The following is a 14,390-nucleotide window of genomic DNA, read 5'->3' as shown; positions in this document are numbered from 1 at the left end:
CCCCCTGAGCCAGGCCTCAGAGATTGATGCGCCGGGAGATCGGCTGAACCGCCTCGTCGTCGTCCCGAACCGGCCCCGGATCATCCGGCGCATACGCCATGGGGAAGACCACTTCGGAAGGCTGCGGGCGCGACGCAACCACGCGCGGCCTGGCGGCGGCCTCTTCATCGGCCCTGGCCTCCGCCTTGCTGGCCAGCCCAGCCGTAACGGCGGCGTCGCCCTTTGGCCGGGGTTCAGCGCCCACCGTCGCCGGCGGAGACGGAGATGCAGCCGACGACTTTTCCGCTCCATCCCGACGTTCCGGCGGCTTCACCACCGCCGCGGCGGGCGGCGGCGCAGCGGTTGGCGCGGACTTGCCGATGGCTGCCTCCCCCTGCGGCGCCACCGTCGCCTCGATCACCTTGCCAGCGGACCGGGTGGTCACATCGGCCTCTGCCTCCGCGCCCTGCAGATAGCCAACCGCCGTGGCCTCGTCCCCGTCGGCGATCACGTCTTCCGACGCCCAGGCGGCCGGGTGGGCGCCAAGCAGTTCAGTCGGCGTCGCCCAGACGAAGGCGTCAAGCCTGCCGCTCACCGGCGAAATTGGCTCCCAATGATCGGACACCACGCCGTCGGCGATCCAGCCTGGATCGCGCGGCGCCCGCGAGGCCCGCGCCAGCCATTCGCGCACGGCGCCCGAGCCGGCCGGGCCGTGTTCGGCGATTTCGGCCATCATCAGGCAGACGCGCGCTGGCGGGCGGTCCTTCAGCAGCGGCTCCAGCATCGCCCGCGCCCGATCGTATTCACGGGCGTCAATGGCGGTGCGCGCCACGATAATGCGCGCCTCCGCATGGCCCGGCGTCAGTCGTTGCAGATTGCGGGCCCGGTCGAGCCGATCGAGCGCCGAATCGCCCGGCCGCATGTCAATGTAAGCGGCGGCGATCTCGGGATGTGGCGACTGCTTCCAGCCGGCCTCAAGCACCCGCGCCGCCTTGCGCAGCGCGCCCTGGCGCGACAGCAGCCGCCCGTGCAGCGCCACAGCCGGAACCAGATCCGGCGCCAGTTTCGCCGCTTGGCGCGCGGCGTCCAGCGCGCCGTCAGGGTCGGCGTCGGCGCTGTCCATGGCGTCGGCGGTCAGCAGCACCGCGCGCTGGCGACGCGCGAGATCCCGGTCCATGCGCCCGGTGGCGAGACGGCGCTCCAGCATGGTCAGCGCCTCGCGCCAGCGCCGCTGCGCGCCGAGATGCTCCAGCATCGCCTCATTGGCCCAGCCCACCGCCGGATCGAGTTGCGCCGCCTTGCCCGCGAAGATGAAGGCATTGGCAAGGTCGCCCTTGCGCCGCGCCTCCACATACAGGCCGCGCAGGCCCAGAACCCGGGTTTCCGGCTGCTCCAGCATGGCGTTGAATGCAGCTTCCGCCGTTTTCCGGTCACCGGCAAGTTGCGCCGCCTGGGCGCGCAGCAGCAGCGTCATCGGCTCGCGACCCAGCAGCTTTCCCGCCTCAAGAGCGTAACGGCGCGCCATGGCTGCGTCGCCAGAGCCGACAGCGATCATGCCGCGCGACAGGGCCGTGAAGCCACGCGCCCGCCGCCGGCCGGTCGTCGCTGAACCCAGCAGATCCGGGGTGCGTAAAATCATGCGCAGAACGGACCAGGCCAGCAGGGCGACGACAACAACCGCCAGCACCAGCAGCACCGCCACCGCCACTGACGTTTCGATGCGATAGCCCTGCCAGACCACGGCGACGTCGCCGGGCCGGTCCGCCAGCCAGGCGGCGCCAGTGGCCAGAATGGCGATAATGACGATGTACCAGAGGATCCGGATCATCGGCGGCCCCCCTGATCTGATCTGCCGGGGCCCGGCTGGGCGGGCCTGGCTGGGTCAGCAGGTTTGGCCGCATCCTGTTGGGCCAGCGTCGCCAGCGCCGCGTCAAGGGCGCCGCGCGCCGCGCGCTCGGCGTTGACCCGCGCGCTCAACGCCGCGCCGAAATCCGGCGCCGCGTCGCGCAGGGCCTGCGGCAGGGCCCGCCAGGCGGTTTCGGCGCCAGTCAGGTTTCCGGCGGCGAGCATGTCGGAGACCCGGTCCACGGAGCCCTCCGCGTCGGCGACCGGGCGTCCCTCCTGATCGATCGGTCGCACCCGCACCAGTCGCGAGGCGCTGGCCGTGAGGCGGTCCAGCACGCCCTCATTCTGGTGCTGCAAGGCCGCGAGCCGGTCACGCACGGCGGCAAAATCGTGTTGTAGCCTGGCCAGGGTTGCGACGCCGCCCGTCTCCACGCTCATCAGCGGCGCGGCGCTGCTCCCGCCGCCAGCGGCGGCAAGGCTGGCGCCAGCCAGACTGGCGGTGGCGCGCGGCAATGGCCGGCCATTGCGAATGGCCGTCAGCGCATCCGCCGCCGCCACGGCCTGGGCCAGCGCGGCGATGCGCTGGTCATTGACTTCGCCCGCGACCTGCCGCGTCAGATCATTCAATCGCGCATCAATGCTGCCGATGCGCGCCCCCGCCTGCTCGGCCAGCCGCGCCGCCTGCTGCGCCGCCGTCTGCGCGGCCGCCGGATCAACCTTCCGCACGGCCTCGTCCAGCGTCCGGATCTGGCCGCTCACGGCGCCTGCCAGCGCGTTCGCCTCCCGCGCCGCCTGCTCAACGCCGCCGAGGCGGCTTTCCAGCGCGGCGATCTGTGACTTCAGAGCCGCGGCGCCCGTGGCGTCATTCTCCACCTGGGCGCCGGAAGAACCTGGGTTGGGCGGCCGCGCCGCCAGGGCGCGGATTTCTGCGCCGGTCCTGTCGCTCAGGGCGGCAAGCTGCTGGTTGAGCGCGGTCAGCCTTTCAGCCAGGGCCGCCACGTCGGTTTTCGGCGCCATCGCCGCAATGCGAACCGACAGCTCCTGCTCGACAGCCGAAATCCGCTGCTCGATGGAGCCGTCCTGCTGGATCGTCGCGATGCTGCCGGGACGAATCACCGTGACCGCCCAGGCGCCGGCGACGCCCGCGGCGGCGCCAATCACCGCCGCCAGCACCCCGCCAGCAAAACCAAGCCCGGACCGGGTCGGCGCCGGCGGCGCTTCAGGCGCCCCCGCCGGGGGGCGCGGCGTTGCCTGGCCGCCGCCAGCGGCTCCGGCCGCAGCCGGTTTCTGCGGACTGGCTGACGCCGTCTCCGTTGCCCCGGGCGCGGCCGACCGCTCGCCAGCCCGGGTCGGGGACGGCGCGGAAGATGGCTCCGAAGACGGCGCGGAATCGGCAGACGCCCCGGAAGACGCTTTGACGGAGGCTCCGGTCTCAGGCGGGGAAGGGGTTTTCGGACCTGTCGTCGATGACGCGCCCTGGGATGTCGCGCCAAAGGACGACGCGCCAAAGGACGACGCGCCTGAAGCCGCCGTCGCGGATGCGCCCGCCGGCCCGGGCGATGGCCGGCCGGCGGGGGAAGGCGGGGCCGTTCCGCCAGGCTCGACGATCGAGGACTCCGTCGCCTTCAGGTCGATCGTCGTTGGCTGGCGCAATGATTTGCCGGCCGTGGACCTGCCCTCCCCTCCTGTTGAGCCGCCGGCGGCGCCGCCAGCGCCAGGGGAGCCTTTTCCAGTCGAAGAGCTGTCCGTCATCGTCCGTCGTTCTCCGTGAAAGCGTTGTCCCAAAAATCTGCCTGGAAAGCTGGCCCGCCGGCGCTACCGCACGGCCTCCAGTTCCTCCAGCGCGGCCATCATGCCATCTTCGTCCGGATGGCGCGCGGTCACGATGCGCCCGAAACCAGCTGAGCGCAGCACCGCCGCGGCGTCATCGGAGATGGCGATATGAGCGATGGCCTCCGCAGCGTCGCGCACGCCAGCCTGCTCAGCCAGCTCGATGAAAACTCCGGCGCTGCGCGGCGAGTAATGCAGCGCGCAGTCGATCTGCCCGCCAGCCAGGGCGCGCGCCGCCTCCGGAGGCAGGGCCTCGACGGCGTCAGCGTGATAGCACACCCAGATCACCGGATCGTGGCCGGCGTGGCGCAGCAGGTCGGCCAGATCTTCCTTGCGTTCGCGCCCCACGGCCATCAGCAGGCGGCGCTCCGGCGGCAGGGTTTCGCGCGCCATGTCGGCCAGATCGAGCCGGTCGCCAGCGGCGGACATCACATGGAGGAAACCGGCGCGCCTGGCGTCTTCCGCCGTGCGATCCCCCACCGCCAGCACCGGCAGGTGCACGGGCGGCTCTGGAAACGCCAGCAGGGCGCCGGGGCTGGTGAGAATGATGGCGTCGAACACGCCATGCGGCATCGGCTGGCCGCTGGGAGCGATCGTCAGCACCGGGGCGCGGACCACATCATGCCCCATCCCGCGCAGGCGCTCCTCCGTCTGGCCGGCGCGTGATCCTGGACGCGTGACGAGTATCCGCATGGGCCTCTCCCGACTCTCCCGATCGCCGCAACCTTCGCCAGAGGGTCCCGCATTCACGTCAAACCGGCTCCAGGCGCCTTTTCGGCGTCATTGTGAACCGTATCCGGAGAAAAGGCGACTGCGGCCAGTAAATTCAGCCGGCTGGCGACAGCCTCAGCTCCGGTCGCCCTGGTGCTGCAGCAGGGCCGGATTGGCGCGGGCCTGAATATCGCGGCCGGCGTCGTCGCCAAGCGCGCGGGCGTCGCTGACGGGGCCCTCCCGCACCGTCTCCACCCATTCGGAGCCGTCGAGGGCCAGCAGCAGGCCACGCAATCGCAGCAGCCCGCCCTGCACCTGGGCGAGGCCGGCGATCGGCGTGCGGCAGGACCCGTCCAGCACCGTCAGGAACGCGCGTTCAGCCGCCAGCGCATGGCCGGTGTCGGGGCAGATGATGCTGTCCAGCGCCGCAAGCACCGTCCCGTCGCCGGTGCGCGCGGTGATGGCGATGGCCCCCTGGCCGACGGCCGGCAGCATCTCGTCCAGTTCAAGAACCGTGGCCGAAGGGTCCGAAACCCCAAGACGCCGCAGTCCGGCCGAGGCCAGCAGCGTGGCGTCGAAGCGGCCCTCATGCAAACGCGCGAGACGGGTCTGCACATTGCCGCGCAACAGGCCGGTGGTCACGTCAGGGCGCAGACGGCGCACCTGGGCTGCGCGGCGCAGCGAGGCTGTGCCCACCACGGCGCCCGGTCGCAGATCAGCCAGCCCACGCGCGCCGGGCGCGATCAGCACGTCGCGCACGTCCTCGCGCGCCAGATAGCCGGCGATGGTCAGGTCGTCGGGCAGCCAGGTTGGCAGATCCTTGGCCGAATGCACCGCCAGATCGATGGCTCCAGCCTGCAGGGCCGAATCCAGCTCCTTGGTGAACAGCCCCTTGCCGCCAGCCTCAGACAGGGCGCGGTCCTGGATCATGTCGCCGGTGGTGCGGATCACCTCCAGCACGACCTGATCGGGATCGAGACCGATGACAGCAATCAGACGGTCCCGCACGATGTTCGCCTGGGCGAGGGCCAGCGGACTTCCGCGCGTGCCGACGACAAGGCGGGAAATGGACATGTGGCGGTCCTGTCTCAAAACAGGCGGGCGTCCCGGCGGCCAGCCGGAACGCCCGCTGCAGCATTCGCTGCGAATCCGGGTGTCGCACGGCGCGCGTCTGGCAAAAAACACCATTGCCAGGCGCGCCCCAGCGCGGTCTCTATAAAACATTGGTTGCAAAAGTGGGAACCGATTTGCGGACAGGTTGCCGCAACCGGCCGCCTGTCGTCCACAGGGCGTCCGGCGCCGCCGGTCGGCCGCGCCTTGCCGGCGCCCGCTTCATGCGCTTGGCAATTTCCTTTGCCCGCAACATGCTCTAAAGCATTCACGGACGGATCCGGCGCTGCTTCGCATCAGGAAAACGCGTCAAATCAAAACGATAGGGCAGAATTCCTTTTCAACCGGCAGGGCCTTATCCTGGCCGGAAGCCCGTCAGCGGCGGAGTTACGGGAGCATCATGCGCGTCCTCGGCATCGAGACCACCTGCGATGAAACGGCGGCGGCCGTGGTTGAAACCGACGGCGCCGGGCGCCCGATCATCCGCTCCAGCGAAGTGCTGAGCCAGATCGCCGCCCATGCCGCCTATGGCGGCGTCGTGCCGGAAATCGCCGCCCGCGCCCATGTGGAGGCGGTGGATCACATGGTCGCCCGCGCCCTGGAGCGCGCTGGCGTCGAACTGTCCGATATCGATGGTTTCGCCGCCGCGGCCGGGCCCGGCCTGATCGGCGGCGTCATGATTGGCCTCACCACCGCCAAGGCGCTCTCCCTTGTCACCGGCAAGCCACTGATCGCCGTCAACCATCTGGAAGGCCACGCGCTGACGCCGCGCCTGGTCGAGCAGGTGCAGTTTCCCTATCTGCTGTTGCTGGCCTCAGGCGGCCACACCCAGCTCATCGCCGTGCGCGGCGTCGGCGATTATGTCCGCATCGGCACCACCATTGACGACGCCATCGGCGAAGCCTTTGACAAGGTGGCCAAGATGCTGGGCCTGCCCTACCCCGGCGGCCCCCAGGTCGAGCGCGAAGCGGCGAAAGGCAACCCGGAGCGCTTCCACCTACCCCGTCCCATGCAGGGCCGGCCGGTCGCCGATTTCTCCCTGTCCGGCCTGAAAACCGCCGTGCGTCAGGAAGCCCAAAAAATCCTGCCGTTGCGCGCTTCGGACGTCTCGGACCTGTGCGCCTCCTTCCAGGCGGCGGTGGTTGACGTGGTGGCTGACCGCACCCGCGTCGCCCTGCGCGGCTTCCGCGACATCGCCGGCCACCCCACGGCGCTGGTCGTCGCTGGCGGCGTCGCCGCCAATATGGCGATCCGGCGCGGGCTGGAGCGGCTGGCGGCCGAATCCGGCGTGCGGCTGGTGGCGCCGCCGCTGGCCCTGTGCACCGACAACGGCGCCATCATCGCCTGGGCGGGGCTGGAGCGGCTGCGCATGGGCATCCAGGACGATCTCACCGTCGCCGCCCGTCCGCGCTGGCCTCTGGACGCCAGCAAGGACACGCGCGCCGGCGCCAAGGCCTGACTGCGATGACGCACGCCGCAGACGCTTCCGGACGTCCGCTCCGCATCGCCGTCATCGGCGCCGGCGCCTGGGGAACCGCCCTGGCCAACGCCGCCGCCCGGGCGCAGCCTGACGCCAGCGCCGCGCCTGGCGCGCCATCGGTTCCTTTATGGGGCCGCAACGCCGCCGACATGGCGACCATGGCGACGCGCCACGAAAACGCGCGGTTTTTGCCAGGCGTCATCCTGGCGGACGGCGTCGCCCCGTCATCCGACCCTGGCGTCATGGACGACGCCGACGCGGTGCTGCTGGTCATTCCGGCCCAGCAGATCCGCGCCGCCCTGGCGGGGCTGCGGCCACATCTGTCGCGCCCCGGCCTGCCCGTCATCATTTGCGCCAAGGGCATCGAGCGCGGCTCCGGCCTGTTCATGTCCGACGTGGTGCGCCAGGCGCTTCCGGAAGCTGTTCCAGGCGTGCTCTCCGGCCCCAGCTTCGCCGCTGACGTGGCGCGCGGCCTGCCGACGGCGGTGGTTCTGGCCGCCGATGACGAACGGCTGGCGGCGCGGCTGGCGCGACGCCTCTCCGGCCCGACCCTGCGCGTCTATCACAGCGGCGACATGCGCGGCGTCGAGATCGGCGGCGCGGCCAAGAACGTTCTGGCCATTGCCTGCGGCATCGTCATGGGGCGCGGCCTCGGCGAAAGCGCCCGCGCCGCCCTGGTGGCGCGCGGCTTCGCCGAGATGGTGCGCTTCGCCACCGCCTTCGGCGGCGAAACGGCGACGCTGATGGGGCTGTCGGGCCTCGGCGATCTGGTGCTGACCTGCGGCTCGGCCCAGTCGCGCAATTTCGCTTTCGGCCAGGCGCTGGGCGCCGGCGTTGACCTGGCGGCGGCCAGCGGCGGCAAGCTTACCGAAGGCGCCGCCACAGCCCCGGTGCTGCTGCAGCGCGCCCGCGCCGCTGGCGTCGACATGCCGGTGGCGAGCGCTGTCGCCGACATCCTTGACGGACGCCTCAGCATCGACGATGCCGTGGACGCGCTGATGATGCGGCCGCTGCGGCGCGAAGGCTAGGGCGTTTTCGGTAAAAGTGGATGGCGCTTTTCGTGAAGAGAAGCGCGAACAGCGTGCACAACGCGTCACATCGGAAGGACAGGGCGGGATCCGGCCCGGCATGACCGGATTTGCCCTGACTGGCGGATCGCGGCGCTTCCAGATCAACCGCCAAATCCAGGGCAGGAGCAGAATTCATGGCTTACTGGCTGTTCAAATCCGAACCCGATGCGTGGTCGTGGGAACAGCAGGTGGCGCGCGGCGACGCCGGCGAGCACTGGAACGGCGTGCGCAACCACGTCGCCAAACAGAACATGATGGCGATGAAGGTCGGCGATCGCGGCTTTTTCTATCATTCCAACCAGGGCAAGGCGATCGTCGGGATCGTCGAGGTCATCAAGCCCTATTATCCGGACCACACCGACCCGACCGGCAAATTCGGCATGGTCGACATCAAGGCGATCGAACCGCTGCCGCGCCCCGTCACCCTGGAAGAGGCGAAGCATGAGCCGCGCCTGAAGGATATGGTGCTGGTCAACAATTCCCGCCTGTCGGTCCAGCCGGTGAGCGAGGCGGAATGGCGCGTGGTCCGCGAACTGGGCGGCCTGCCAGCCGAATGACGCCGCAACGATGCGGCGTCCACCGTCCTGATCCATTGGTCGCCTTGCGCCGTGAGGCCGGGCGCGGCTAACCTCGCCGCCAACACGTCCATATGAACGACGCGCGCCCTGGGGACAGCGGTCCCGCCTGGCGGCGCCAGAATTTCGGGGAGCACGCAATGACCGATCTGTCCCACGGCAAGACTTATCCGCCGTCACCCGAATGGCAGGCGCGCGCGTGGGTCAATCCCCAGACCAGCCAGGAGATGTACGACGCCTCCGTCGCCGATCCGGAGCTGTTCTGGGATGAGCACGGCCAGCGCATCGACTGGTTCAAACCCTACACCCGCGTCAAGAACACCAGCTTCGCCCCCGGCGCCGTGTCGATCCGCTGGTATGAGGATGGCGTCACCAACGCCGCTTACAATTGCATCGACCGTCACCTGGAGACGCGCGGCGATCAGGTCGCCATCATCTGGGAAGGCGACGACCCTTCCGAGTCGAAGCACATCACCTACCAGGAGCTGCACGACGAGGTTTGCCGCTTCGCCAACGTGCTGCGCAACCGCAATGTCAGCAAGGGCGATCGCGTCACCATCTACATGCCGATGATCCCTGAGGCGGCCTACGCCATGCTGGCCTGCGCCCGCCTCGGCGCCGTGCACTCGGTGGTGTTCGGCGGCTTCTCGCCGGATTCTCTCGCCGGTCGCATCGAGGATTGCGGCTCGCGCGTCGTCATCACCGCCGACGAGGGGCTGCGCGGCGGTCGCAAGGTGGCCCTGAAGGCCAATGTCGACGCCGCCATCGACCGCCTGCCGCCGGGCGTCGACGTGGACCACGTCATCGTGGTGCGGCGCACCGGCGCCAATGTCGCCATGGATCCGCTGCGCGACGTCTGGTACGACGCGGCGCGCGAGATGGTCACCGCTGAATGCCCGTGCGCCCATGTGGACGCGGAGCACCCGCTGTTCATTCTGTATACGTCCGGCTCCACCGGCAAGCCGAAGGGCGTGCTGCACACCACCGCCGGCTATCTGGTCTACACCTCGATCACCCACAAATATGTCTTCGATTACCATGACGGCGACATCTACTGGTGCACCGCCGACGTGGGCTGGGTGACCGGCCACAGCTACATTCTCTATGGACCGCTGACCAACGGCGCCACGACGCTGATGTTCGAGGGCGTGCCCAATTATCCGGACATGTCGCGGTTCTGGCAGGTGATCGACAAGCACAAGGTCAACACCTTCTACACCGCCCCCACCGCCCTGCGCTCGCTGATGCAGGCCGGCGACGCGCCGGTGAAGGCAACCTCCCGCGCCTCGCTGCGCCTGCTGGGATCGGTGGGCGAGCCGATCAACCCGGAAGCCTGGGAGTGGTATCACCGGGTCGTTGGCGATAACCGCTGCCCGATCGTCGACACCTGGTGGCAGACCGAGACCGGCGGCGTGCTGATCAGCCCCCTGCCAGGCGCCACCACCCTGAAGCCCGGCTCCGCCACCCTGCCGCTGTTTGGCGTCCGGCCTGAACTGGTCGACGCCGACGGCAAGGTGCTCGAGGGCGCGGCCGAGGGCAATCTGGTCATCGCCGACTCCTGGCCTGGCCAGATGCGCACGGTTTATGGCGACCACCAGCGCTTCATGGACACCTATTTCGCCACCTACCCAGGCAAGTATTTCAGCGGCGACGGCTGCCGGCGCGACGCCGACGGCTATTACTGGATCACTGGCCGCGTCGACGACGTCATCAATGTCTCCGGTCACCGCATGGGCACCGCCGAAGTGGAATCGGCGCTGGTGGCGCACGCCAGCGTCTCTGAAGCAGCGGTCGTCGGCTATCCGCACGACATCAAGGGCCAGGGCATCTACGCCTACGTCACGCTGATGTCCGGCGTGGAGCCGACCGAGACGCTGCGCAAGGAACTCGTGGGCTGGGTGCGTCAGGAAATCGGACCGATCGCCACGCCCGACCTGATCCAGTTCGCGCCCAACCTGCCGAAAACCCGCTCGGGCAAGATCATGCGGCGCATCCTGCGCAAGATCGCCGAGGACGATTTCGGCGCCCTCGGCGACACCTCCACCCTGTCGGATCCGGCCGTGGTGGATGAACTGGTCAATAACCGGCAAAACAAACGGGGCTGACGGAACGCCTGGCGGGCCAGCGGGCTGATCCCGCCGGCGCGCCGCTCGCGGCGGGCGGGCTCCCGGATTTTTCCGGCGCGGGGGGCGTCCGCCCCGCCGCCGGGCCTGCCCTGCTGCAATCAGAAGCTGTATCCGGCCACGCGTCTCTTTGCAGGTTACGGACCACAGAACCGGCGCCAGAATTGTGATCGCAAGGAAATCCTTGTCCGCTCTCCGTCAGGAACGGCCACGGCGAACACAATCCCCAGTTGTGGATATGTTGGCGCCACCATAACCGGGATGATCCCTAGCAGACGCCTTGCCGCGCAAGGCCGCCATCAGGGAGAACCTCCCATGACCACATCCTATTCGTCGCCCCGCGCCTCCGCGATTGTCGCAAGCGCCCTGCTGATGGCCACCCCGGCCATCAGCGCCCTGACCGACAGCGACGCTGACAGATGTTGGGCCATTTGCCTGGTCGATCACCCCCTGCAGCTCGGCCATTGCCTCAAGCTGTGCATCGTCGACCATCTGCTTGCCCAGTCGAAGACCAGCGGCGCCCAGCCGTGATCTGGCCTCCCTGCGCGGCAAGGGCGCCTTCCGGCAATGCGGCGACGACTTCGCGCAAAGGCGCGCGCGCCAGCAGCGTGAGAACCGCCTCAAACCAGGCGATCCGGACAAAAGCCGGTTTCTGCGCGAACGGATTTTGCGCCGGAACCCGGGGCCGGAACATCGCGTCCGGCTTTATCGCGAGAACCTGTGTCGTTGGCGCCCTGTCCGGGCTGCTGTCTGGTCTGCCGTTCGTGGCGGCGCAAGCGGACGCCCGGACCGAAGCACAAATCAACAGGAACTGCCGGAAACTTTGCATGAAAACGCAATCCCGCCTCCTGGCGCATTGCATCAGACTGTGCAGGCATCAGGCCGCGCGATCGGAGGGGAGCGCCAACGTCAGACGCGTTTTCTTCAGCCCACCGCCCGACTCCGATCACGACGCATCACAACCCGGGGTCAGGGGAAACTCCGGCGCGGACTTCAGAGACCGGCCGCACCACAATCCAGCGTCTGGGCGGTCCGGATTGAAGCAATCACGACAATTCACATAATAATTTGCGAATTACATCTGAAATCATGAAGAACTGTATTGGACAGAAAATGTTTTGCAGATTTAATCTTATATTTATTTTGGCGGCGGTCGGGTTCGCCGCATCCACTTCGTTTGGCCGCGCCGATGAAGCCAATCCGCCACCGCTCTGCTACCGGATCTGCACCGTCGCCTTCCCGGCGGCGACGAGCGAATGCAGCCCGCTAATCTGCGCCAGCAGCCGGGAGGGCGAAACGCCACGAGCCTGATGCAAGCAGGAACGTCGCGCTGGGCGGCGCGGATCACCCTTCTGCTCACCGCGTCGCTGGTCTGCGCGGGCTCCGCCGGCGCGAGCCGCTTCCAACTGGTCTGTGAACAGCGTTGCGACCACTACTGGGGGGACGACTACCTGGACTGCATGGACGGCTGCCTTGAGGACCTGGATCCTGTCAGCCTTTCGACATCAGGAGAGCGCCGCCATGAGTTGCGTCGCCCGGAGGGCTGGCGCCAATGGCGAAGCCTTCCGCAGCCGGCGACTCCCGCGACCGGGATGCGCGCGTCCATCTGCCGGCCTGGCTCCTGAACCGGCCCGCTCCCACACGGCCACGCGCGGGGCGGCGACGCCTCGCGCAATCATGCCGGGATGGTCACGCCTCGCCGGCCACCTGTTGGCATATCAATTTTTTCGGGCGCCACATGCTGAAGAAACTCGTCCTGATCCTGCCATTCGTCGTCGCCGCCCCGGTTGACGCCGCCAGCCCCGACGACCTCGACCATCGCTCCTGCCTCCGCACCTGCATCCGGAAACTTGTCGTGCACCGACAGCAAGGCGACATCGCCCAGTGCACAGCCGCCTGTAACAGGACGCGCATGCTTCTCTCCCGCCATGGCGGTTACACAGGTGCGCGCTGATCACGGCGCCTGACGAAACTGGCCCGCGACCAGCCGGTCAGACCGGCCCGGCGCCTGCATTGTCCAGCGCGACTTGCCAATGACGCGCGCCGCGTGACACGCGCGGCGCGTCAAAAACCTCAATGCTCTTCTGGCAACCCGGCGATGGCCCGGGCGAAATCCCGGGCGGAGAACGGCTCCAGATCGTCAACGCTTTCGCCAACTCCGATGAAATGCACCGGCAGGCCCGATTTCGCCGCGATCGACACCAGGATGCCGCCGCGCGCCGTGCCGTCAAGCTTGGTCATCACCAGGCCGGTGACGCCGGCAGTCCTGGCGAAAATCTCGACCTGATTGACCGCGTTCTGGCCGGTGGTGGCGTCCAGCACCAGTAACGCCGCATGCGGCGCGCCGGCGTCGAACTTTTTCACCACGCGAACGATTTTCTCCAGCTCGGCCATCAGGCCGGCCTTGTTTTGCAGGCGGCCGGCGGTGTCAATCATCAACACGTCGACGCCGCGTTCCTTTGCCTCTTTCAGGGCGTCGAAGGCGAGGCCCGCCGCGTCCGATCCCTGCGGGCGCGCGACCACCGTCGCGCCGGTGCGCTCGCCCCAGACCTTGAGCTGCTCGATGGCCGCCGCGCGAAAGGTGTCGCCCGCCGCCAGCATCACCGAACGGCCCTCGGCGCGGAATTTTTGCGCCAGTTTGCCGATAGTGGTGGTTTTGCCGGCGCCGTTGACGCCGATCATCAGGATGACGAAAGGCTTGTGGCTTGCATCGATGATCAGCGGCTGCGCCACCGGCGTCAGCGTCGTCTCCACCTCACGCGCCAGAACCTGCTTCACTTCGTCGGCGGAGATCTCCTTGTCGTAACGGCCGGCGCTGACCGCCTTGATGATGCGGTCCGTCGTGTCGACGCCAAGGTCGGCCTGGATCAGGATGTCTTCCAGATCCTCCAGCGCCGCCGCGTCAAGCTTGCGACGCACGAACAGATCGGTGATGCCAGTCCCGATCGAGGATGAGGTGCGGGAAAGCCCGCCCTTCAGCCGCTGCCACCAGCTTTGTTTGACCGGCTGGACCGGCTGGGGCGCAACGACAGCGACGGGAGTCGCGGCAGGAGCGGGCGCCGGGGCAGGACCGGACGCAGGGGCAGGATCGGGCGCCGGAGACGGCTGTAGCGGCGTGGCTGGCGCATCCGGCGACGTCGTGACGGAGGCTTGCGGGACAGGCGGCGCGGAAGCCGACGGCGGCTCCGGCGCGATTACTGGAGCGACAGGAGCGGGCGCAACGGGAGCGGGCGCGACAGGAGCGGGCGCGACAGGAGCGGGCGCGGGCGGCGTCCCGGATGCGGATACCGGCGCCGGCGTTGCTTCGGCAACCGGCGCTTCGGGTACAGGCGCGGGCGCAGCAACGTCATCCGGCTTCGCAGCCGGCCCGGCGTCCGGCGTCGCCGTGTCCTGATCGGGCTTTTCGGGCGTCCCGGCAGGCTTCTCCGCTTCGCTGGCGTTTTTCTTGCCGCCAAACAGTCGCGAAAAGAAGCCCTTCCTGTCGTTGTCGCTCATGTCATTCCCGATGATCGCCGGCAACCGCCGTCGTCTGTCCGCGTGCATGCAATCATGCGTGCATGCATGCTTGCGCCGCCTGTCTATGGTCTTAACCACCGCCGCCGCGATGGCAACCGCAAGCTGGCGGAATATGGGCCGCCACTGCAAAATTTGCGCCGCCTGCCGCGCC

The 14,390-nt window shown here is 68.7% G+C and carries 12 protein-coding genes; 6 read left to right on the top strand and 6 right to left on the bottom strand.

Annotated elements, in window-relative coordinates; all coding sequences use genetic code 11:
* Window positions 1–16 precede the first annotated feature (16 nt).
* Window positions 17–1,807 carry a heme biosynthesis protein HemY gene (locus IE243_RS06990; RefSeq protein WP_191318600.1) on the bottom strand — a complete coding sequence of 597 codons (1,791 nt, stop codon included), beginning with the start codon at window positions 1,805–1,807 and terminating at the stop codon, window positions 17–19.
* Complete coding sequence (locus tag IE243_RS06985) at window positions 1,804–2,940, bottom strand: hypothetical protein (protein ID WP_191318599.1); 1,137 nt, start codon at window positions 2,938–2,940, stop codon at window positions 1,804–1,806. The genes IE243_RS06990 and IE243_RS06985 overlap by 4 nt, the downstream gene beginning before the upstream one ends.
* On the opposite strand from IE243_RS06985, the gene IE243_RS06980 reads away from it, so the two are divergent.
* A complete protein-coding gene (locus IE243_RS06980; RefSeq protein ID WP_191318598.1) occupies window positions 2,921–3,595 on the top strand; it encodes an ICP22 family protein in 675 nt (224 codons plus the stop codon). The two genes, IE243_RS06985 and IE243_RS06980, sit on opposite strands and share 20 nt — an antisense overlap.
* A gap of 44 nt (window positions 3,596–3,639) precedes the next feature.
* Here IE243_RS06980 and IE243_RS06975 read toward each other — a convergent pair whose 3' ends face one another.
* Window positions 3,640–4,347: a uroporphyrinogen-III synthase gene (locus IE243_RS06975; protein WP_191318597.1), complete on the bottom strand. Its 708-nt coding sequence runs from the start codon at window positions 4,345–4,347 to the stop codon at window positions 3,640–3,642.
* A gap of 153 nt (window positions 4,348–4,500) precedes the next feature.
* Entirely contained in the window at window positions 4,501–5,439 is a 939-nt protein-coding gene (hemC, locus tag IE243_RS06970) for a hydroxymethylbilane synthase (protein ID WP_191318596.1), read from the bottom strand.
* A gap of 436 nt (window positions 5,440–5,875) precedes the next feature.
* On the opposite strand from hemC, the gene tsaD reads away from it, so the two are divergent.
* The 5 genes from tsaD (at window position 5,876) to IE243_RS06945 (ending at window position 11,254) form a co-directional block, all read left to right on the top strand.
* On the top strand, window positions 5,876–6,934 hold the full coding sequence (gene tsaD, locus IE243_RS06965; protein ID WP_191318595.1) for a tRNA (adenosine(37)-N6)-threonylcarbamoyltransferase complex transferase subunit TsaD: 1,059 nt from the start codon (window positions 5,876–5,878) through the stop codon (window positions 6,932–6,934).
* A 5-nt stretch (window positions 6,935–6,939) separates the two neighbouring features.
* Window positions 6,940–7,983, top strand: a complete 1,044-nt coding sequence (locus IE243_RS06960; RefSeq protein WP_191318594.1) for an NAD(P)H-dependent glycerol-3-phosphate dehydrogenase — start codon at window positions 6,940–6,942, stop codon at window positions 7,981–7,983.
* A 176-nt stretch (window positions 7,984–8,159) separates the two neighbouring features.
* Window positions 8,160–8,582, top strand: coding sequence for an EVE domain-containing protein (locus IE243_RS06955; protein WP_191318593.1), 423 nt, complete (start codon window positions 8,160–8,162; stop codon window positions 8,580–8,582).
* Window positions 8,583–8,740: 158 nt separating this feature from the next.
* Window positions 8,741–10,705 (top strand): acetate--CoA ligase, encoded by a 1,965-nt coding sequence (acs, locus tag IE243_RS06950; RefSeq protein WP_191318592.1) that lies wholly within the window; start codon window positions 8,741–8,743, stop codon window positions 10,703–10,705.
* A 333-nt stretch (window positions 10,706–11,038) separates the two neighbouring features.
* A complete protein-coding gene (locus IE243_RS06945; protein ID WP_191318591.1) occupies window positions 11,039–11,254 on the top strand; it encodes a hypothetical protein in 216 nt (71 codons plus the stop codon).
* A 1,144-nt stretch (window positions 11,255–12,398) separates the two neighbouring features.
* On the opposite strand, the gene IE243_RS06940 is transcribed toward IE243_RS06945, so the two are convergent.
* Both IE243_RS06940 and ftsY read right to left on the bottom strand, forming a co-directional pair.
* Window positions 12,399–12,653, bottom strand: a complete 255-nt coding sequence (locus tag IE243_RS06940; RefSeq protein WP_191318590.1) for a hypothetical protein — start codon at window positions 12,651–12,653, stop codon at window positions 12,399–12,401.
* 143 nt (window positions 12,654–12,796) lie between these two features.
* The gene (gene ftsY, locus IE243_RS06935) at window positions 12,797–14,218 is read right to left on the bottom strand and encodes a signal recognition particle-docking protein FtsY (RefSeq protein WP_191318589.1); all 1,422 of its coding nucleotides are present in this window, start codon (window positions 14,216–14,218) and stop codon (window positions 12,797–12,799) included.
* Window positions 14,219–14,390 lie beyond the last annotated feature (172 nt).

This window comes from Camelimonas fluminis (genome assembly GCF_014656355.1).
GTDB classification, from domain to species: Bacteria; Pseudomonadota; Alphaproteobacteria; order Rhizobiales; family Beijerinckiaceae; genus Camelimonas; species Camelimonas fluminis.
This window is presented reverse-complemented; position numbering and strand designations above follow the sequence as displayed.

Bases quoted from the DNA above. Each gene is read 5' to 3' on its own strand.
- IE243_RS06990 (WP_191318600.1), bottom strand. From the start codon at position 1,807: ATGATCCGGATCCTCTGGTACATCGTCATTATCGCCATTCTGGCCACT.
- IE243_RS06955 (WP_191318593.1), top strand. From the start codon at position 8,160: ATGGCTTACTGGCTGTTCAAATCCGAACCCGATGCGTGGTCGTGGGAA.
- IE243_RS06960 (WP_191318594.1), top strand. From the start codon at position 6,940: ATGACGCACGCCGCAGACGCTTCCGGACGTCCGCTCCGCATCGCCGTC.
- ftsY (WP_191318589.1), bottom strand. From the start codon at position 14,218: ATGAGCGACAACGACAGGAAGGGCTTCTTTTCGCGACTGTTTGGCGGC.
- acs (WP_191318592.1), top strand. From the start codon at position 8,741: ATGACCGATCTGTCCCACGGCAAGACTTATCCGCCGTCACCCGAATGG.
- hemC (WP_191318596.1), bottom strand. From the start codon at position 5,439: ATGTCCATTTCCCGCCTTGTCGTCGGCACGCGCGGAAGTCCGCTGGCC.
- IE243_RS06975 (WP_191318597.1), bottom strand. From the start codon at position 4,347: ATGCGGATACTCGTCACGCGTCCAGGATCACGCGCCGGCCAGACGGAG.
- IE243_RS06980 (WP_191318598.1), top strand. From the start codon at position 2,921: ATGCTGCCGGGACGAATCACCGTGACCGCCCAGGCGCCGGCGACGCCC.
- IE243_RS06945 (WP_191318591.1), top strand. From the start codon at position 11,039: ATGACCACATCCTATTCGTCGCCCCGCGCCTCCGCGATTGTCGCAAGC.
- IE243_RS06940 (WP_191318590.1), bottom strand. From the start codon at position 12,653: ATGGCGGGAGAGAAGCATGCGCGTCCTGTTACAGGCGGCTGTGCACTG.
- tsaD (WP_191318595.1), top strand. From the start codon at position 5,876: ATGCGCGTCCTCGGCATCGAGACCACCTGCGATGAAACGGCGGCGGCC.